This is a genomic window from Chryseobacterium sp. CH25 (genome assembly GCF_004119455.1).
Lineage (GTDB): Bacteria > Bacteroidota > Bacteroidia > Flavobacteriales > Weeksellaceae > Chryseobacterium.
Genome location: NZ_NRQT01000003.1, coordinates 395,244 through 415,462, shown reverse-complemented (window position 1 = coordinate 415,462; position 20,219 = coordinate 395,244). Strand labels below are relative to the sequence as shown.

Here is a 20,219-nt window from a genome sequence, read left to right as displayed (position 1 = left end):
ATGGTTACGGTTTAGCCGTTTCTATTTTTATTCCAACATCTTCAATTCCAGGAAGGTTGTCGTTTCTCATCGCCTGAGTTAGGCCAATTTCATATTTTCCTTTCGTTGGGAACTTGTAATTTACCCTATATTGAAAAAATGTTTCCTTTGTGTCACCAAAGCCTGTACCCAGCCATTCTCCGTTTGGTTTTGCCAAAACATAGTTGAGAGTGTCGGTTTCCTTTTTCTTGTTCTGCAGATTGGTGAGATTCACAATAAATCTTATATTACTGTAAGGATAATTGTTGTTATTTCTTACGACAAATATAATATTTTTAGGATTTTGCGGATCTGAAATTTCAAGATTAAATTTTTGTTCACTTTTCTTATTCCATTTATTATCAACGGAATTCATAATAACATCTTCTCCTGAAGAAGAGTTACAGTTAAAGAAAAGGATAAAGGTGAATAATCCTAAAATGTTACGCATTTTTATCTTTTTTTGGAGGATATTTCTTTTTAAATTTTTTCTTGTTCGGGTTGCTTTGTTGAGCTTTCTCTGCATCAGGATTTGCCTCAGCTTTTACCTTTTCCACAGGAGCTTTTTGTTGCTGTTGTGGCTTTGGTTGTCTCTGCTGGTTTCCGGAATTAGCATTAGGGTTTTCAGATTTCTCAGGTCTGTTGGGTTTTTCCTGTCTTTCAGGTCTGTTTTTTCTTTGTCCCTGTGGCTGCGCTTGTCCCTGACTCTGGTTTTGACTGTTGTTTGGCTTGTTCTGATTGTTTCTGTTTCTGTTGTTTCTGTTTTTCTTCTCAAAGCGATCTACGTTGTTTTCCTGAATAAGGTCAATGCTTTGAGACGGTGTATCAGGCTGCTTCAAGTCTTCTAATGGAAGTGTTTTCTCTCCTCTTTTATTCTTAGAAATCAGCTTTTTAACAAGGTCAATATCGAAGTCATACCATGCGATGGAATGTTCCACGTAGGCAAACCACATTTTCTTTTTGAAAACATCTATTTTAATACAGAATGCTTTTCCTTTTTCTGTTTCCAGTGTAGTGGAAGAAGAAGGGAAATTACTTAGGGCATCCAGATAACTGTCAAGCTCATAGTTAAGGCAGCATTTAAGCTTACCGCATTGCCCCGCAAGTTTTTGAGGGTTAATACTTAATTGTTGATATCTTGCCACATTTGTGTTTACAGATCTGAAGTCTGTTAGCCATGTAGAGCAGCATAGCTCGCGTCCACAAGAACCTATTCCTCCTACTTTTGCAGCTTCCTGTCTGAAACCAATTTGTTTCATATCAATTTTGGTTCTGAAAGCTCCGGCGTAATCTTTAATCAACTGTCTGAAGTCTACACGGTTATCGGCCGTGTAATAGAATGTGACTTTTGAAGAATCACCCTGATATTCAACATCAGTTACCTTCATTTCGAGGCCTAGTCTCTGAGCAATTTTTCTTGCTTCAAGTTTTACACCCTCTTCTTTTTTTCTTGCTTCCTGCCATACCTCAAGATCTTTTTGGTTGGCCTGTCTGTATATTTTAAGTGCAGATTCTTCAGAAAACTTTTTCTTTTTCATCTGAATCTTTACTAATTCTCCCGTAAGGCTTACTACGCCTACATCGTGTCCCGGACTAGATTCTACTGTAATTACGCTACCTATATGTAAAGGGATATTATTTACATTTTTATAAAACGATTTTCTGTCATTTTTAAATCTAACTTCTACAAAATCACACCTGTTTGGTGCCGGATTGTTGATGTTAGAAAGCCAGTCAAAAACACTTAATTTATAACTATTCCCGCAGGTATTTACATTTTCACAGCCATTTGCGGTTTTTTTAGGACCACAAGAATGTGCAGAATCGCCGGATGTTTTGCATCCACAACTCATATTACTATTATTTATAATCTTGCAAATTTATGTATTTTTATCTTTATGCAATTCTAAAATACTTAAATAACCCGAATTCTGGGTAAAACATTTTTATATTTTAATAAAGATGTGATTGGAGAGTGATGAAGAATTGATGTTCAGCAGGTTTGATGAGCCACTTTTTTGTTATTTTACAAATGTTGGATTTCCTGGAAAATGCCCTGTTGGTAATTTTAACACTTTTTCAGACTTTACTGTATCTTACTATCCGGAAAGGTGATAATTCTCTTTTGTTAAACAAATGTTTAATATTAAACAGGTTTGATGCTGTATATTGCTTCTTTTTGTAATCCTTTGTTATATATTGTTTTGTGGTATATTATGTTTAGAATGTTATTTTAAACATAGTTTTCTTTTTGTATATTGTTTAAAATGTTGGGAAATATTAACAGGTGTATTCAAAATAATTTTATATTTGGGTTATATAATAATAGTCTATGAAAAAATATTAGTATCAACTGCTTTATTGGCGGGCGTTTTATCTTACGCAGGAGGCTTTAGAGTTTCTTTGCAGGGGGTAAAGCAATTGGCAATGGCGCATACTAGTGCTCACGCCGAAGATGCAAGTGTGACATTCTTCAACCCGGCAGGTATGTCATTTATTCCTTCCAAGCTGAGTGTAGTAGCAGGAGGGTTTGGTGCAAGTAATAAAGTTACTTTTCAAAACTTAAATACTTTGCAGAGTACAGAAACGGATAACCCTCTGGGAACTCCTTTCTATGCTGCGATTACTTATAGACCTATAGAAAAACTAACCGTAGGTCTTAGTGTTACAACTCCTTTTGGAAGTACGATTAAGTGGCCGGAAAATTGGGAGGGTAAAGAACTTGTACAGAAAATGGAACTGAAAAGTTTCTACTTCCAGCCTATGGTTTCCGTAAAATTAGCTCCTTGGTTATCTTTTGGTGCCAGCTATATCTATGCAAGAGGAAAAGTGGATTGGGATAAGGCTGTAACACAGTTTAACGGACAGGTAAACATCAATGATGAAAAAGCAACTGGACACGGATATGGATTCGGTTTCTATTTCAGACCTGATCCGAAGTTGGATGTGAGTATTGCTTACCGTTCAGCAATTGATATGAAGGCTAAAAATGGAACTGCTACATTTAAGTTCCCGTCTCAGACTCCATATTCATTATTAAAATTAAATGCTTCAGGCCAGGATGGATTCTCGGCTACACTTCCATTAGTTGAAGAATATACTATTGGTTTAACTTATAAAGTGACTCCAAAATGGCAGGTTTCTGCTGATTTCAACTATCATGGATGGGAAAGATACAGCAAACTTGTATTGGATTTCGACAATGCACCACTTGGTGTTACCAATCCATCAGATCCAACTGTACTTGTTAACCCTAAGAACTTCAAGAACTCTAAGACTTTCAGATTGGGTACCCAATATGCATTTACTAATATGATCTATGGACGTTTAGGAGCATATTATGATGAGTCTCCATATACCAATGAGAACTTTATTCCGGAAACGCCTTCTTTTGATACCTATGTAATTACAGGTGGGGTTGGATTTAAACTTAAGCAGTTTGGAATTGACATCGCAGGAGGATATGCAATGCCTCAATATAGAAATGTAAATAATGCTAATCTTGGATTCTACGGACAGGCGAAAGCAAGAGCGTTCTATTTTGGTCTAGGTTTATCTTATAATCCTTTTTAATTTTAAAAGACTATGAAAAAAATTATAATATCGACAATAGCAGTTTCTGCACTTCTTTTTACAGTAACAAGCTGTAAGACTGATTTTGATACGGATGTAAAAGATATTCAGGTATCAAAAGGAAGTGCTGATTTCTCAAAATATGTTGCTTTAGGAAATTCACTGACTTCTGGATACAGAGATGGAGCTCTTTATATTGATGGGCAAAATGAATCTTATCCATCTATGATTGCTCAGCAAATGAAGCTAGTAGGTGGTGGAGACTTTAAACAGCCTTTAATGGGAGATAATAACGGAGGATTACTTCTGCCTATAGGCGGAGGGGCTACGGCTCAGATTCAGGATACAAAACTTTATATAAAAGGTTTTGTTGATGGATCACCTGATATAGGTCCTATTAATGATAATAAGGCAGCAAATTTAGTCAGCAATATTCTTAAAGGACCCTTTAATAATATGGGGGTTCCTGGAGCAAAAGTAGCTCATTTGTTAGCTCCAAAATATGGTGATATTGCAGGAATAACAACAAAAACAGCGAATCCTTATTTTGTAAGATTTGCTTCGTCACCTAATGTGTCTGTAATGGATGATTTTGCCAGCCAAAATCCTACATTCTTCTCATTATGGATTGGAAATAATGATGCCTTATTATATGCTTTAGCAGGTGCAGACAGCTCTGTTGAAACTTTAACACCTCCTGCTCAGTTTAAAACATATTATGATATGTTGATTTCTAAAATTGAAGCTACAAAAGCGAAAGGAGTTATTGCTAATATTCCAAGTGTAACTTCCATTCCATCTTTAACAACAATACCAACAAATCCTTTAACGGCAGCCGTTTTAGGGAAAGGAAATGTTGCTGTTGGAGAGGCTACAATTGATGATTTAAATAAAAATGTATACGGACCTCTAAGCCAGATTTTAGCAGGATTAGGAGCGGGAGATAGAATTAAACCTCTTTCTAAGACAGCAGCTAACCCATTATTGATTAAAGATGAAAGTATTCCAAATTTGGGAGCACAGATTACTTTTGCTGCTACAAATTCCGGAAATCCAACTTTAGTGTTGCTGGCGACTTATCTTGGCGCTACTTATGGGCAGGCAAGACAGGCGAGATCTGGAGATCTTATTCCTTTAACAACAAAGGCGGCAATTGGTACACTTGAGACCCTTCCTCCAGGTGTTCCTGCATCTCTTGGTGCCAGAGGAGTAGCGTATCCATTTGCAGATAAATATGTTTTGATTCCATCTGAGATTAAAGAAATCAATGATGCTATAGATGCTTATAATGTAACCATTAAAGCAGCGGCAACAGCAAAAGGATATGCTTTTGTAGATGCAAATGCTAAACTTAAGACGTTGGCCGGGGATTCTGGAATTTCATGGGACGGGGTGAAATATACTGCTAAGTTTGTATCTGGTGGTGCATTCTCGCTGGATGGAGTACATTTAACAGGTAGAGGATATGCTATTATTGCGAACGAGTTTATTACTGCAATTAATGCAACTTATAATTCATCATTACCACAGGTAAATCCTAGTAATTATTCAGGAGTTAAATTCCCATAATTATTTGATTAAATAAAAACTTAAAAACCACAGGAGTAAATCTTGTGGTTTTTTTTAAATTTGCAAAATCTTTTAAAAAGTAAAAATGGCCGATCAGTTAAGTTATCTATTTTGTACAAGAACCAGCAGGGACTTGGCAGAGAAAATTGCCCAGAGTTATGGGAAAGAATTAGGAAAAATCAACTTTCAGGAGTTCAGCGACGGGGAATTTGAGCCTGTTTTGGACGAATCTGTAAGAGGTGGAAGAGTTTTCCTAATCGGATCTACATTCCCGCCTGCAGACAATCTTTTAGAACTTCTTCTAATGATTGATGCAGCAAAAAGAGCTTCTGCAAAGAGCATTACCGTTGTAATTCCTTACTTCGGACTTGCCAGACAGGACAGAAAAGACAAACCAAGAGCGCCGATCGGTGCTAAGTTAGTTGCTAACCTTCTTACAGCAGCAGGAGCAACAAGAGTGATGACAATGGATCTTCACGCAGATCAGATTCAAGGATTCTTCGAAATTCCGGTAGATCATCTTTATGCTTCTTCTATCTTCGTGGACTATATCAAATCTTTAAATCTTGATAACCTTACGATTGCTTCTCCGGATATGGGAGGTGCAAAAAGAGCAAAAAACTATGCAGGTCACCTAGGAGCTGAAGTGGTAATTGCTTATAAGGAAAGAAAGAAAGCAAACGTTGTAGAAGAAATGTTCCTTATTGGAGATGTTACAGGTAAGAACGTAATTCTTATTGATGACATGATTGACACTGCAGGTACGCTTTGCAAAGCAGCAGATATCCTGATTGAGAAAGGAGCAAAAACAGTAAGAGCTATGGCTACTCACGGAGTGCTTTCAGGAAAGGCTTACGAGAATATTGAGAACTCAAAACTATTGGAAGTTATTGTAACTGACTCAATTCCTGTTAAAAATAATTTGTCATCTAAAATAAAAGTGCTATCTTGCGCCCCATTATTTGCGGACGTTATGACGATGGTTCATGAGCACAAATCAATCAGTAGCAAGTTTGTTATTTAATTGATTTTAAATAGTTTGCAAATTTAAACAAGAACAATTTTTTAAATTTTTTATAAATGAAATCTATTACAATTCAAGGTACAAAAAGAGAAAGCGTGGGCAAAAAGTCTACAAAAGCTTTACGTGATGCTGAATTAGTTCCTTGTGTTGTTTATGGAGGTGAAGCACCTTTAAACTTCTCTGCTGAAGAGAAAGCTTTCAAAGGATTAGTTTACACTCCTGAAGCACACACGGTATCTATTGAAGTTGACGGAAAAACAATTCCTGCAGTTCTTCAAGATATTCAGTTCCACCCAATTACTGACAAAATTCTTCACATCGACTTCTACCAACTATCTGACGATAAGCCAGTAGTTATGGAGGTTCCAGTAAGAATTACAGGACGTTCTAAAGGTGTTGTAGCTGGTGGTGTTTTACGTCAGTCTTTCAGAAAGCTAAAAGTAAAAGCTATTCCTGCTAACCTACCTGACGAAATCGTTGTAGATGTTACTCCATTAAGAATCGGTAACAAACTTTACATCGGTGGTATCAAAACTGAAGGATATTCTTTCATGCACCCAGACAATGCAGTAGTAGTAGCTGTTAAGATGTCTAGAAATGCAATGAAAGGAGGTGCAGCAGCAATGGATGATGAAGATGAAGAAGAAGTTGCAACTGAAGAAGGAGCAGCTCCAGCAGAAGAAACTGCAGCAGAATAAGAATTGCTTATTTAAACAATACAATATAAGAACCTGTCAATTTTTTGGCAGGTTTTTTTTGTTCCTTTTAGTCTCCTTATCGGTTTTGTTTACTCGATGCTATCGAATATTTCTATCAGCTGACAAGTATCAGCTTGGATCTCCATGCTTCCTTTCGGAAAAAAAGCCGTAAATTTGAAGGGTTCTAAATAAGAACGGTTTAATTTAAAAAATAAATAAATGTTTGACATTCAGGAAATAAGAAGCCAGTTTTCTATATTGGACAGAGAAGTGAATGGTAAACCATTGGTTTACCTGGATAATGCAGCTACATCTCAAAAGCCAAATTCGGTTTTAGACGTCTGTCACGCATATTATACAGAACTTAATGCAAATGTTCACAGAGGAATACATACATTAAGCCAACTTGCAACAGAAGAAATGGAGCTTTCAAGAAGAAAGATCCAGAAGTTCATTAATGCTGAACATGATTTTGAAGTTATTTTTACCAAAGGAACAACAGAAGGTTTGAACCTCATCTCTTATATTTTGACTCAAAAATTGCAAAAAGATGATGAGATTATTATCTCTTACCTGGAGCATCACTCTAATATTGTTCCATGGCAGTTGCTTTGTGAAAGAACCGGAGCAAAACTTCGTGTGATTCCTATTGACGAAAATGGAATTCTTCAGTTAGATTACCTTGATCAGTTTTTAAGCGAAAAAACTAAAGTGGTTTCTGTAAACCAGGTTTCTAATGCGTTGGGAATCGTAAACCCCGTTGAAGAAATCATTGCAAAAACAAGAAAAAATTCAGATGCCTATATTGTTATTGATGGAGCGCAGTCTGCACCTCACTTCAATATTGACGTTCAGAAGTTAGATTGTGATTTCTTCGTATTCTCGGGACATAAAATGTATGCTCCAATGGGAACAGGTATTTTATATGGTAAACGTGAGATATTAGAAGCTTTACCACCATTCCACGGAGGTGGTGAAATGATTGCAACATGTTCTTTTGATGGAACAACGTATGCTGGGCTTCCATTTAAATATGAAGCAGGAACACCTAATGTAGGTGGAAACATTGCTCTTGGAGCGGCTGTAGACTTTATGAATAGAGTAGGGCATGAAAATATTCAGAAACATGAGAATGCTTTGCTGGAATATGCCCAAAGACACCTTTTAGAAATTGAAGGACTTAAAGTATATGGTGAAAAAGCACATAGAACAGGAGTTGTTTCCTTTAATCTGGAAGGCGTGGGGATTTCTTCTGATGTAGGGATGATCCTTGATAAAATGGGTATTGCTGTAAGAACAGGGCACCACTGTACACAGCCTATCATGGAGTTCTTTAATATTGCAGGAACTGTAAGAGCAAGTTTTGCTGTTTATAATACTTTTGAAGAAATTGATCTTTTGGTAGAAGGTGTTAAAAAAGCACAACGAATGCTTAGCTAACAATACAGAAAAACATATAAAAAAGCCCTGTCAGTAATGATAGGGCTTCTTTATTATCTTAAATCTTCAGTGTTGAAGACTATATTTGTTTTTACAGGTTAGGTTTCCAGTCAACAACTGCTCTGATGAATGCCTCAGCATTTTCAACAGGAACATTAGGAAGAATACCGTGTCCTAGATTGGCGATGTATCTGTCTTTTCCGAAACGGTTAATCATTTCATTTACCATTTTCTTGATCGTCTCAGGAGTTGAATGTAATCTTGCAGGATCAAAGTTTCCTTGCAAAGTCATCGTATGGTTGGTTAATGTTCTTGCGAATTCCGGCTTAATCGTCCAGTCAACACCAAGAGCAGAAGCTTTAGACATTGTCATATCTTCCAATGCAAACCAGCATCCTTTTCCAAATACTACTACGTGAGTAAGAGGACTTAATGCTTCAACAATCTGGTTGATGTACTGCCAAGAGAATTCCTGGTAATCTGTTGGAGAAAGCATTCCACCCCAAGAATCGAAAACCTGTACAGCAGATACCCCTTTTTCTACTTTTCTCTTAAGGTAAGCAATCGTAGTATCAGTGATCTTCTGAAGTAATAAATGAGCGGCTTCAGGCTGTTGGAAACAGAAAGATTTCGCAATATCAAAAGCCTTACTTCCTTTTCCTTCCACACAGTAGCACAGAATGGTCCATGGAGAACCTGCAAAACCAATCAATGGAATATCATTGTCTAATTTCTGTAGCGTTAACTCAATAGCATCAAAAACGTATCCTAAAGTATCATTCACATCCGGAGTTTCGATATTCTGAACCTGTTCCATTGTTCTGATCGGAGTATCCAACCAAGGGCCAACGGATTCTTTCATTTTGAAATCGATTCCCATAGCCTGTGGAACCACCAAAATATCAGAAAACAGGATCGCTGCGTCTAAAGGAAATCTGCGGATAGGCTGTAGGGTAATCTCAGCAGCAAGTTCAGGTGTCTGACATCTTGTGAAGAAATCATACTTGTCTCTTAAGGCAATGAATTCCGGCAGATATCTTCCAGCCTGCCTCATCATCCAGACAGGAGGTCTTTCAACGGTTTCTCCGCGAAGTGCTTTTAAATATAGGTCGTTTTTAATCATAATCTATTTAAACTAATATTACCATCTAAATTCGGTAACAGATATTCTAAAGTTGGCTCACAATTTCCTGTCTTATCAGCTCAAATACAGAGCTTAGTGTATTTTCTTCAGACGTGAAAATATTTTCGTGAGTATAATTTCTTAATTCCCCGGAGGTGGTTTCTCCAATCGAAAACAGCTTCATATCTTTCAGGGAATTTCGCTTTGCAAAACTACGAACTCCGCTTGGACTAAAAAATACTGCAGCATGATATTTTTCAGGAATTAAAGGATTGGTTTCCTCGGTGTTGTAGATCGTAATCTTTTTATACTTAATATTTTGAAGAGGAAGTTCCTTGTCGAGAACATTGATAGCAAGATTACCACAGAAGTGGAGAAACTGCTCATGCTGGCAGTTTCCTATAATGAATCTTGAAAGGGCATCCGCATTCCTTAATACCTTAAATGTTCCAAAGCCATGTTTTCTTAAAGCCTTTTTTGTTTTCTCGCCTACACAGTAAATCTTGTTGTAGTTTTTAGCCGTGAAATTTTCATTAGGCTTAAACCTGTTTTTAAAAAACGAAGCCACACCATTGACGCTGGTAAAGATCAAAGAGTAATTTTTCAGTTCAAACGGGCTGATCAGAATAGGTTTAGTCTTAATTACCTCAACACAGTCAACCGAAATATCCTCTCCTAATTCTTTGGATATTGTTGCCTGGTCTATATTTTTGGTAAATAAGATTTTCATGTCTGTAGGTTAGAAGATGAAAAAAGGAGTTAAAAAGAATTTGAAATCTAAATACTCTTAGATCTGGCTTTTGATTTCTGCCATTAATTCTTTACCACCGTTTTCCAATACTACTTTTGCGAATTTCTCTCCAAAATTTTCTGTAGCGTTGTACTCGAAGTTCTCATCAATAGCAATACAGTTTTTACCATCAAGGGAGCAAAGAGCTGCTGTAAAGCGGATCTGATCCTCAATGATTTCTGCAAAAGCTCCGATAGGTGCTGTACATCCGCCTTCTAAAGTGCTTAAGAAGTTTCTTTCAATTTCTACACAAGTCTGTGTAGGTTGATGGTTGATCTGTCTCAGTATTTCATTGATCTCCGGTTTATCGGAATGTCCTGCAACAGCAATAACACCCTGAGATGGGGCAGAAATCATTACCGGAAGCATTTCATAATCAATTTCCATTTTCATTCTTTTGATCCCGGCCAAAGATAGAATGGTAGCATCAAAATTTCCATCTTCAAGTTTCTGAAGACGGGTCTGGATATTTCCACGGATATCTGAAAACTCAGTATTCGGGAAATGTCTTAACCAGAAAGCTCTTCTTCTCAAGCTGCTTGTTGCCAATTTTAGCTCATGAAGCTCTTTGTTTTTTGCAGATGCTTTTCTGATCAGAATATCCTGAGGATAATCTCTTTCCAGATAGGCAATCATCTCAATATTCTGAGGTAATTGGGTAGGGACATCTTTTAAAGAATGAACAGCAATGTCAATCTCATCATTCAACAAGGCTACATCAAGGTCTCTTGTGAAAACCCCAGTAATCCCTAATGAATATAAAGGCTGATTAAGGTTCTTATCGCCAGAAGAAACGATAGGAACGATTTCCGTTAAATAATTGTTGTTCTGAAGGTGCCTCGCAACCTCTCTAGCCTGCCAAAGTGCAAGTGCGGAATTTCTTGTTCCGATTCTAATGCTTTTCATTGAATTCGTTGTTTGGTTGTTCAACTAATATTTCGTGCATTAATTTACTAATTTCTTCGGCTTTTAAAGGATTATCGATGATATATTTTGCAAAACGGTTGGTGATCTTCTGGATCATTTTATCAGAAAGTTCCATATCCGTGATGCCTATATATTTATTTTTCTTGTAAAAGTTATGCATTTCATTGCGTTCCATGTTTTTTAAGACTGCTTTGAAATGATGAATGTTTGGTGCCAGTTTTCTTTTTTTCTCCCATTCAATAAAGTCTTTCATCAGTTCCTTGATGATCTTTTCAGCTTTTGGAATTTCTTTTTCTCTCTGCTGGATCGTTTCCTGAATCTGTTTTGAAAGTTCATCAACATCAATTAAGGTTACATTTTTATTTTCTTTAACATTCTTTTCAACGTTGTGAGGGATAGAAAGGTCTATCACCAATGTTTCCTTTCCATTAGGGAAATGCGATTGGTTGATAATAGGGTGTTTTGCCCCTGTAGCCACGATAAGAATATCCGTGTCTTTTAATTCCTTGTCAACATCAGCATAGTCAACATGAGGAATGTTATATTTCTGGGAAATCTTTTCAGCTTTCTCCTGAGTTCTGTTGGCGATTTTAATTTTCGGCTGATAAACATGTTTTACCAGGTTCTCAACTGTATTCTGCCCAATCTCACCCACTCCAAGAAGAAGAATGTTCTTTTCAGTAATTCTCTTCTGGCTGTTTAGGATGTAATGAACAGCGGCATAAGAAACAGAAGCAGCTCCGTTGGAAATCCCGGTTTCATTCTTTATCCTTTTTGAAATTTGAATAGCAGCATTAATAGCTCTTTCAAGATATGGATTAGAATTCTGTCTTTCCTTTTTAAAACGGGCGTATGCTTTTTTGATCTGACCAATAATCTCAAAGTCTCCAATAATCTGGCTTTCAAGACCGGCAGCTACTCTGAAAAGATGTATTAAAGCCTCTTCTTTGGTTAAAATATTAGCAAACTGAAGAAAATCCGTAAGATTTACTCCGATGGTTTTGCAATATTCTTCTGCCACTAAAAGATAATTGGAAGATGTGGTATAGATCTCAGTCCTGTTACATGTGGAAACCACAAATGCATCCCCAAGATCTTCCTGATGGACGCGGGAAACAAAGTTTTTGATGTTTTCATCAAAGAATGCAAACTTTCCTCTCGTTTCTACATCGGCCTTTTCGTAGCTTATAGAAAGCACGGCAAAATTCGATGTTCGATGGATGTTGGAATACTGTAACATAAGCAGTCGCAAATTTACGCTTTTTTTAATTAATCAACCTCTGATAGTGTATATGATAATTATCGTAAAAACTATGATCGAAAAGTAAATGATATGAAGGAGAAGAAAGCTGAAAACTTAATCTGCTAAAGGGAATCTGGCAAATTGACCTATTGATTCAACTATTTTCTGCTTTTCCTGATGTTTTTACAGTTCAAATTCCCCTGTTAATTTTAGTTGAAATCAAACTCTGTAATTGTCTAAACAGAAAGTTAATAAAGAATTATAAATTTTAATAAAATTTTAACCAAATTAAGTTGTGTTGAAATTTCTTTCGTTGTGTTAAATTTATATCTTTGTAAACTTAAAATCAGAAGAAAAATATGAGTTTATTTGATATGTTTACGCAAGAAATTGCGATAGACCTGGGAACAGCCAATACCCTTATCATCCATAATAATAAAATTGTTATAGATCAACCGTCAATTGTTGCAATTGAACGTTCTTCGGGTAAGCCGATTGCTGTGGGTGAACAGGCGAAGCATATGCAAGGGAAAACTCACGAGGATATTAAGACAATCCGTCCATTGAAAGATGGGGTTATCGCAGATTTCCACGCTTCTGAACACATGATTAAGGAATTCATCAAGAAAATTCCTGGAATCAAAGGTAAATTCATACAGCCTGCATTAAGAATTGTAATCTGTATTCCTTCTGGTATTACTGAAGTTGAAAAAAGAGCGGTAAGAGACTCTGCTCAAAAAGTAAACGCAAAAGAAGTACGATTAATTTATGAACCAATGGCAGCTGCTATAGGAGTTGGGATTGACGTACAGAAGCCTGAAGGTAACATGATCATCGATATAGGTGGAGGTACTACTGAGATTGCTGTTGTAGCTTTAGGAGGTATCGTATGCGACAAATCTGTAAAAATTGCAGGAGACGTATTTACCAATGATATTGCTTATTACTTAAGAACTCACCATAACCTTTATATTGGAGAAAGAACTGCTGAAAGAATTAAAATTGAAGTAGGTTCTGCTGTAGAAGATCTTGATGTAGACATCGAGGATATTCCGGTACAAGGTAGAGACCTTATTACAGGGAAACCAAAAGAAATTATGGTTGGGTATAAAGAAATTGCCCGTGCATTAGACAAATCTATCATCAGAATTGAAGATGCCGTAATGGAAACTCTTTCCCTTACGCCACCGGAATTGGCTGCTGATATTTATAAGACTGGTATTTATCTTGCCGGAGGAGGTGCATTATTAAGAGGTCTTGCGGACAGAATCCACAAAAAGACAGGTCTTCCTGTATTTGTAGCGGAAGATCCGTTGAGAGCGGTAGTTCGCGGAACTGGTATTGCCCTTAAGAATATGGATAAATTCAATTTCTTAATTAAATAATTTTAACTTTTTACGACTATATATCTGAATGGGATTTTTGCTGAGATTATTTTCGAAGAACACACTTTTTGTCTTCTTTATATTCCTGCAAATTATTGCTCTGGTTCTGATATTCTCTAGAAATGCCATGCAGAGATCCTGGATTGCGGGCCAAACGGCTGCGTTAAATTCATGGATTTCCGGGTATATTGATGAGGGAGTTTCTTATCTGAAGCTAAAACAGATCAATGAAGATCTGGTAGTTCAGAATAAAGCTCTTATGACAGAACTTTATGGAAAAGATGGGGCTAAGAATCCGGTTTTCAAAAGAGTACATGATACCATTGGAGGTGGTCAGATCTATACTTTTGTTGATGGTGAAATTGTTTTCAATAGTATCAACAGAAGAAATAACTACTTTACAATCAACCGCGGCCGCAGAGATGGAGTCTTCCCTCAGATGGGGGTAATGGCACCAAGAGGTATTGCGGGGATTGTTATCAATTCTACAGATAGTTATGCATTGGTTCAGTCTGTATTGAGTGTCAATACAATCAGAATTAATGCTTCTCTTAAAAATTCCGGATATTTTGGAACATTAACCTGGAACGGAGATAACTCCAGAGTGATGCATCTTGCCGATATTCCAAAATATGTTGCTTTAAAAGTAGGAGATACCGTTGTTACAGACGGGAAATCTGCTATTTTCCCGAAAGGGGTGATGATTGGAACTATTGCCGGATATTCCGTAGATAATAAAACCGGTTTCTGGGATATTTCTGTGGAACTGAGTGAAAAAATGGGAGCGTTGAATAAAGTGTATGTCGTGAAAAACCTGAAAAAAGCGGAAGTGCAGAAAATTCAGGACACGATGCAGGCTGTAATAAAAAAAGAAAATGATTAGCAGGACTTTATTTACCGATATATTAATCATGATTTTTCTTGTTGCATTACAGATCTTTGTATTGAACAGGATTACTGTTTTCGGGAAATATACTCCGGTATTATATCCCGTATTTGTCATGTTCTATCCTTTTTTCAGAAATAAATTTCAGTTTTTAGCACTAAGCTTTTTAATAGGGCTTTCTGTGGATGGATTCCTCAACACCTGGGGGATCAATGCTTTTGCAACAACACTTATTGCGTATTTCAGAACATTAATCTTCAGAACCTCAACAGATACTTCTACAGACTTTTTCTCTTTTCAGTCCCTTCAATGGGCTCAGTTTTTACTGTTTTTATTTTCAAGTATCTTCCTGCACCAGCTGTTAGTGCAGTACATCGAATTTTTTAAATTTAGCCGTTTTTTTGAAATATTACTTAATGTAGTGATAACAAGTATAATTTCCTTTATATTTATAGTTATTTACGCATTAATATTTAAAATCAAACAAAAAGTTTGAACACACGTTATTTAAAAATCTTTTCCGTCCTTGTTGTAATCGCCCTTATTTTTGTAGCGAGGCTTGCCTATTTGCAATTGTTTACAGACCGTTACGCATTGAATGCAGCCAATACATCTATCAAAATTGAATATGTAATTCCACAACGTGGGGTTATTTTTGACCGAAACGGAAAGATCATGGTAGGAAACCAGCCAGCTTATGAAATCTCCTTTACACAAGGGTTAATGAAACCTGATTTTGATACTTTGGGCTTTTGCAGTCTGATGAAAATCTCTAAAACGGATTTCATCAACAAGATCAATGTTATTAAAAAAGAAAAGTACTACTCTAAGCTTACTCCTATGACCTTTTTAAAGGATCTCAGCAGAGAAGATATTGCAAGAGTACAGGAAATTATTTTTAAATATCCGGCTTTTAATATTGTACAGAGACCTCAGCGTCAATATGAAGTGTCTACTTCCGGAAACCTTTTGGGGTATACCAGTGAAGTAAACGAAAGAGAAATTAAAAAAGACTCTACTTACTATCTGCCAGGAGACTTTATCGGGAAAACAGGAGTAGAAAAGTCTTATGAAAAGGAACTTCGTGGGGTAAAAGGGATGAAATACATCCAAAAAGATATCAGGCTTAGAAATATCGGATCTTATAAAAACGGATCTTTAGATAAGGACGTAGTTACCGGTAAAGATATTACCCTGACTATTGATTATGATCTTCAGAGAACAGCAGAAGAAATGCTTGTCAACAAGCACGGAGCCGTGGTAGCGATAGATCCTAACAACGGAGAAGTGCTAGTAGCAGCAACCGGACCGGATATTGATCCAAACCTATTTACAGGACCTTATAAATCTAAAAATCTATATGCTTTATCAAAAGATACGCTTTATGAAAATAAGCCTACTTTTGACCGTTCTTTGCAGGCAGGTTATCCTCCGGGTTCTACTTTTAAATTATTAACAGCCCTTGCTGCAATGCAGATGGGAGTAATGACTGAAAAAACTATTTTCCCTTGTGGTGGTGGTTTCTTCTATAAAGGAAAAAGAATTAAAGGGCATGGTGGAGCAGATCCGCTTATTCCTTCTATTCAGGTTTCCAGTAACTGTTTCTTTACTTATGCATTTATTGCCATCATCAAAAAATACCCTGGAAATCCTTCAAAAGGTGTTGATGAATGGAAAAAAATCATGAGCAGCTTTGGAGTCGGAGAATTCTTAAATAATGACTTTGCCGTAGGAGCTAAGGGGAGAATACCTTCCGGAGATTTTTATGAGAAAAGGTTTAAAGCCATCATGAAAGCAAGCGGATCCCAGAGAACTGATTTTAAAAACTGGGATGAAATGTCAACCGGAGCAATCTATAATGGAATGGGGCAGGGTGACGTTTTGGTAACGCCTATTCAGTTGGCCAATTATGTAGCTGCTATTGCTAACAAAGGTTGGTATTATACTCCTCACATCGTAAAAGCAATTGATGGAAAACCAAATCCAGATCCAAGGTTTAAGGTTAAACATAAAACTCTAGTAGATCCGAAACACTTTGATCCTGTTTTAAAAGGGATGGAAGCCGTAGTTTTAAGAGGAACTGCAAGAGGATTGAAATCCAATGATTTTACACAGTTAGCTAAAACAGGTACAGCACAGGTTCCGCAAGGAAAGGATAACTCTATCTTTGTATTAATTGCTCCTGCTGATAAACCCAAAATTGTTGTGGTAGCTGTAATGGAACACGCAGGGTTTGGAGCAACCTGGGCAGGCCCGGCCTGTACCGTGATTGCTGAAAAATATATTACCGGTGATTTGAAGAGGGAAAATCTGTATAAGAAAATGATTACCTCGAGTTTCATGCCGGAATACAAAAGGCAATGGATTGCTGACTTGAAACGTAAAGGGCTTTATAAAGACCCTAAACCTGATTCTATTAAACAAAAGAGAATAAAGGACAGTCTTGAATTGGTTAAGCAACAAAAAGCCAAGCTTCAAAAGAAGATAGACGAAGAGAAAGCTAAAAATAATAATACTGCTAAAAAACCTGTGAAGCAATGAAATGGACAGAAGGAATAGATAAACTGGGCCTCGGACTGTACTTCATGCTTTGTATTTTTGCAATTGCCAATATTTACAGTGTTGACCAAAAACTGGGAGAAAAACAGCTGATGTTCTTCTGTATATCTGTATTTGTTGGGCTTATCATATTTGTAGGAAGAAGCAAGTTCTTCGAAAATATGGCAGGTATCATTTATATAGGCGGAGTACTCTTGCTGATTGGGCTTTTCCCTTTCGGAAAGGAAATTCTGGGACAGAAGAACTGGTATAAATTCGGAAGTTTTACCATGCAGCCTGTAGAGTTTGCTAAAATCGGTACAGCATTAATGTTAGCCAACTATGTTTCCGGACCTGATTTTAACCTTAAAAATAGAAAGTCTTTATTTACTGCCTTAGGAATTATTGGTATTCCGGCAGCGGTAGTACTTGCTATTCCGGATGTTGGATCTATGCTTGTTTTTATTGCTTTCTTTATTGCTTTGTACAGAGAAGGATTAAGTGGGATGCTGTTTGGGATAGGTTTCATTTTTGCGGCTGTCTTTTTGGTAGCTTTAGCCATTCCGCCAGTGTATGTAGCCGGAGCTATTTTACTTATTGCCGGAGTTTTAATCGCAATGAATTACCATAGAATGTCCTGGGATGTGATTTCTATTTCGGGAATTTCAGGGTCTATTCTTTTATTATGTGGACTGGCATTTGGTTCACCCTATATTTTAGAAAAACTGCCTAAGCACCAGAGAGAAAGAATTGAGGTTCTTTATAAAGGTGAAAAAGCATTTAGAGATACTTCAGGATACAACTTATTATATTCTAAAACAGCCATTGGATCTGGTGGCCTTTTAGGAAAAGGATATCGTGAAGGATCAGTTACACAAGGGAAATTCGTTCCGGAGCAGGAAACCGATTATATCTTCTGTACCGTAGGAGAAGAATGGGGGTTCTTAGGAAGTGCAGTTCTTATTTTGTGCTATATGATTTACATTGGAAGAATCTATTACCTGGCAGAGCAACAGAAGTCTACTTTTAACCGCGTATTTGGTTATTGTTTTGCTTCGATCCTTCTGATGCACTTTTCCATCAATTTAGGGATGGTTATGGGGCTTTTCCCAACGGTAGGGATTCCGCTTCCGTATTTCAGTTATGGTGGAAGTTCTTTGTTGGCCTTCTCCATGATGACTTTTATTTTCTTTAAACTTAATTATTCAGATAAGAACAGCTTAGTTTAGTTCTTCCCAAAACGATTTAATTTGCTTTTAGACCCACAAAATTGATGGGCACTATCATTATACCCATTAATCATCATCTGATATGAAAGACGCTTATATTTTAGATCAAAATTATGAAAATACAGATTTTATCCAATTTCCATTAGAAAAAGGAGAATATGAAAACTGTACTTTTAAGAATTGCAGTTTTGAATATGGAAACCTGTCTGGGTTTAGTTTTACAGACTGCGAGTTTAAAGGTTGTAACCTAAGCATGGCGAAGCTTACCTCAGCAGCTTTTCGGGATGTTCTTTTTAAGGAATGCAAAATGCTCGGTCTTCAGTTTACTGATTGTAATGCCTTTGGCCTGTCTTTTAAGTTTGATGGTTGTATGCTTAATAATTCTGTTTTCTATCAGACCTCTATTAAGAAAACTATTTTTAAAGACTCAAAACTGATAGAGGTTGACTTTGCAGACTCTGACCTGTCTCAGGCGGTCTTTAACAGTTGTGATCTTTCAGGCGCTGTTTTCGATAATACTAATCTTGAAAAGGCAGATTTGAGGACTTCGGTTAACTATTCAATAGATCCGGTGTTAAATAGGCTTAAAAAGGCCAAATTTTCGCTTTCGGAAGTCTATGGACTGTTGTATAAGCTGGATATTGAAATAGACAGAAATAGCTAAGCTCTGAGGTAGATGCTGGCTGCTGATATTTTTGAGGACCTTTTTTAACAAGAAGGGATATTAAACGTTAATCATTAAATTCAATAGAAGCGGGCTAAAGCCCGTTTTTTTATATCAATATATTCTATTGGCTTTAGTCAAAACTTAATAAGAAAGTATGAAACATAAAAAAGCCATCAGGAATTCTGATGGCTTCATTATTTAAATCAATTATTTATAAAATTAAAAATTTGCTGGTGTAGCTTGAGTAGTAGAAGCTAGGTTGTTGTAAGCTTCCCCTTCTGCATTGATTACTCTTTTTGCGAATCTGAACTTAGGTCCCCAATAAGAATCATTCAATGAAGAAACCATTACTCCTTTAGATGTTGCTGCGTGGATAAATTTAATCTCACCCTCTTCAGTAACACTTTCTACAATACCTACGTGAGAGATTCTTCTTCCATGAGAAAAGAAGATTAGGTCTCCTTTCTGTAATTCTCCTTTTTCAACTCTTTCCCCTTCCTGAGCCTGAGAAGCCGCTACTCTTGGTAAAGTAAGACCTGCTGCAGCCCCGAATACAGAAAGAACGAAAGCTGAACAATCAATACCTCTTCTTGTTGTTCCTCCATATCTGTAAGGAGTTCCAAGGTATGTTTCAGCTTCTTCAAGGATACCGTCGATGGTTTTATTATGTTTGATTGCTTTTGCAATCTCAGAATTTTTAACAGCTTTTTTAGCATTTGCTATAGATGCCGCTTTTTCAGCAAGAAAAGAGTCGATTAATTTCTGCTTATCCTGCTCCATTTTTTTGTTATCAATAGAAGCTAGTTTGGCATCTGTTTTGTATTCTTTACTGTAAGTTGCTGGTTTTGAAACCACATAATTAGTAGCACACGATTGCAATGATACTGTAGTAACTAAAGCAACTAAATAAAACAGAACTCTTTTCTTCATATATATTTGATTAACCGTGTTAAAATTGGAATATTTATTTTCAAAAGCATTACAAAAGTAGAGATTCCGAGTAAAAGACCCCTGATATGATAATTGTCAGGATCTCATTTTAACACTATTTAACATATTATTTACATATGTTAAAGAAAAATAAACCGCAACTGCCTATTTTTGGCAAG

Annotated in this window: 18 protein-coding genes; 11 read left to right on the top strand and 7 right to left on the bottom strand. The window is 36.6% G+C overall.

The genetic code is table 11. From position 1 onward, the window contains the following. Nucleotides 1-4: 4 nt before the first annotated feature. Both BOQ64_RS10025 and BOQ64_RS10020 read right to left on the bottom strand, forming a co-directional pair. Entirely contained in the window at nucleotides 5-469 is a 465-nt protein-coding gene (locus BOQ64_RS10025) for a gliding motility lipoprotein GldH (protein WP_129057958.1), read from the bottom strand. Beyond that, the gene (locus BOQ64_RS10020; RefSeq protein WP_129057957.1) at nucleotides 462-1,871 is read right to left on the bottom strand and encodes a stage 0 sporulation family protein; all 1,410 of its coding nucleotides are present in this window, start codon (nucleotides 1,869-1,871) and stop codon (nucleotides 462-464) included. The genes BOQ64_RS10025 and BOQ64_RS10020 overlap by 8 nt, the downstream gene beginning before the upstream one ends. A 457-nt stretch (nucleotides 1,872-2,328) precedes the next feature. On the opposite strand from BOQ64_RS10020, the gene BOQ64_RS10015 reads away from it, so the two are divergent. The 5 genes from BOQ64_RS10015 to BOQ64_RS09995 all read left to right on the top strand — a co-directional run bounded on the left by BOQ64_RS10015 (nucleotide 2,329) and on the right by BOQ64_RS09995 (nucleotide 8,322). Further along, nucleotides 2,329-3,591 (top strand): OmpP1/FadL family transporter, encoded by a 1,263-nt coding sequence (locus BOQ64_RS10015; protein WP_228448298.1) that lies wholly within the window; start codon nucleotides 2,329-2,331, stop codon nucleotides 3,589-3,591. Between the two features lie 12 nt (nucleotides 3,592-3,603). Further along, the gene (locus tag BOQ64_RS10010) at nucleotides 3,604-5,160 is read left to right on the top strand and encodes a G-D-S-L family lipolytic protein (RefSeq protein ID WP_129057955.1); all 1,557 of its coding nucleotides are present in this window, start codon (nucleotides 3,604-3,606) and stop codon (nucleotides 5,158-5,160) included. 85 nt (nucleotides 5,161-5,245) lie between these two features. Further along, nucleotides 5,246-6,184 carry a ribose-phosphate pyrophosphokinase gene (locus BOQ64_RS10005; RefSeq protein ID WP_129057954.1) on the top strand — a complete coding sequence of 313 codons (939 nt, stop codon included), beginning with the start codon at nucleotides 5,246-5,248 and terminating at the stop codon, nucleotides 6,182-6,184. A 56-nt stretch (nucleotides 6,185-6,240) separates the two neighbouring features. Next, entirely contained in the window at nucleotides 6,241-6,882 is a 642-nt protein-coding gene (locus BOQ64_RS10000) for a 50S ribosomal protein L25/general stress protein Ctc (protein WP_045491758.1), read from the top strand. A gap of 219 nt (nucleotides 6,883-7,101) precedes the next feature. Beyond that, on the top strand, nucleotides 7,102-8,322 hold the full coding sequence (locus BOQ64_RS09995) for an aminotransferase class V-fold PLP-dependent enzyme (RefSeq protein WP_129057953.1): 1,221 nt from the start codon (nucleotides 7,102-7,104) through the stop codon (nucleotides 8,320-8,322). A 91-nt stretch (nucleotides 8,323-8,413) separates the two neighbouring features. Here BOQ64_RS09995 and hemE read toward each other — a convergent pair whose 3' ends face one another. Genes hemE through hemA form a run of 4 tightly spaced genes read right to left on the bottom strand, consistent with a single transcriptional unit; the run spans nucleotide 8,414 to nucleotide 12,402 of the window. After that, the gene (gene hemE / locus BOQ64_RS09990; RefSeq protein ID WP_129057952.1) at nucleotides 8,414-9,445 is read right to left on the bottom strand and encodes a uroporphyrinogen decarboxylase; all 1,032 of its coding nucleotides are present in this window, start codon (nucleotides 9,443-9,445) and stop codon (nucleotides 8,414-8,416) included. 46 nt (nucleotides 9,446-9,491) lie between these two features. After that, the gene (locus tag BOQ64_RS09985; RefSeq protein ID WP_129057951.1) at nucleotides 9,492-10,175 is read right to left on the bottom strand and encodes a uroporphyrinogen-III synthase; all 684 of its coding nucleotides are present in this window, start codon (nucleotides 10,173-10,175) and stop codon (nucleotides 9,492-9,494) included. A gap of 57 nt (nucleotides 10,176-10,232) precedes the next feature. After that, nucleotides 10,233-11,141, bottom strand: a complete 909-nt coding sequence (hemC, locus tag BOQ64_RS09980) for a hydroxymethylbilane synthase (RefSeq protein WP_129057950.1) — start codon at nucleotides 11,139-11,141, stop codon at nucleotides 10,233-10,235. Further along, nucleotides 11,128-12,402 (bottom strand): glutamyl-tRNA reductase, encoded by a 1,275-nt coding sequence (gene hemA / locus BOQ64_RS09975; protein WP_129057949.1) that lies wholly within the window; start codon nucleotides 12,400-12,402, stop codon nucleotides 11,128-11,130. Before hemA ends, hemC begins: the two co-directional genes overlap by 14 nt. A 362-nt stretch (nucleotides 12,403-12,764) precedes the next feature. On the opposite strand from hemA, the gene BOQ64_RS09970 reads away from it, so the two are divergent. From BOQ64_RS09970 to BOQ64_RS09945, 6 genes are all read left to right on the top strand, one after another. Continuing rightward, on the top strand, nucleotides 12,765-13,790 hold the full coding sequence (locus tag BOQ64_RS09970) for a rod shape-determining protein (protein ID WP_002982450.1): 1,026 nt from the start codon (nucleotides 12,765-12,767) through the stop codon (nucleotides 13,788-13,790). Between the two features lie 28 nt (nucleotides 13,791-13,818). Beyond that, nucleotides 13,819-14,673, top strand: coding sequence for a rod shape-determining protein MreC (gene mreC / locus BOQ64_RS09965; RefSeq protein ID WP_129057948.1), 855 nt, complete (start codon nucleotides 13,819-13,821; stop codon nucleotides 14,671-14,673). Next, a complete protein-coding gene (locus tag BOQ64_RS09960; RefSeq protein WP_129059704.1) occupies nucleotides 14,666-15,172 on the top strand; it encodes a rod shape-determining protein MreD in 507 nt (168 codons plus the stop codon). The genes mreC and BOQ64_RS09960 overlap by 8 nt, the downstream gene beginning before the upstream one ends. Continuing rightward, nucleotides 15,169-17,217 carry a peptidoglycan D,D-transpeptidase FtsI family protein gene (locus tag BOQ64_RS09955; protein ID WP_129059703.1) on the top strand — a complete coding sequence of 683 codons (2,049 nt, stop codon included), beginning with the start codon at nucleotides 15,169-15,171 and terminating at the stop codon, nucleotides 17,215-17,217. Before BOQ64_RS09960 ends, BOQ64_RS09955 begins: the two co-directional genes overlap by 4 nt. After that, nucleotides 17,214-18,443, top strand: coding sequence for a rod shape-determining protein RodA (rodA, locus tag BOQ64_RS09950; protein WP_129057947.1), 1,230 nt, complete (start codon nucleotides 17,214-17,216; stop codon nucleotides 18,441-18,443). The genes BOQ64_RS09955 and rodA overlap by 4 nt, the downstream gene beginning before the upstream one ends. 82 nt (nucleotides 18,444-18,525) lie before the next feature. Then, nucleotides 18,526-19,107, top strand: coding sequence for a pentapeptide repeat-containing protein (locus BOQ64_RS09945; protein WP_129057946.1), 582 nt, complete (start codon nucleotides 18,526-18,528; stop codon nucleotides 19,105-19,107). 222 nt (nucleotides 19,108-19,329) lie between these two features. Here BOQ64_RS09945 and BOQ64_RS09940 read toward each other — a convergent pair whose 3' ends face one another. Then, nucleotides 19,330-20,040, bottom strand: coding sequence for a C40 family peptidase (locus BOQ64_RS09940; RefSeq protein WP_129057945.1), 711 nt, complete (start codon nucleotides 20,038-20,040; stop codon nucleotides 19,330-19,332). Nucleotides 20,041-20,219 lie beyond the last annotated feature (179 nt).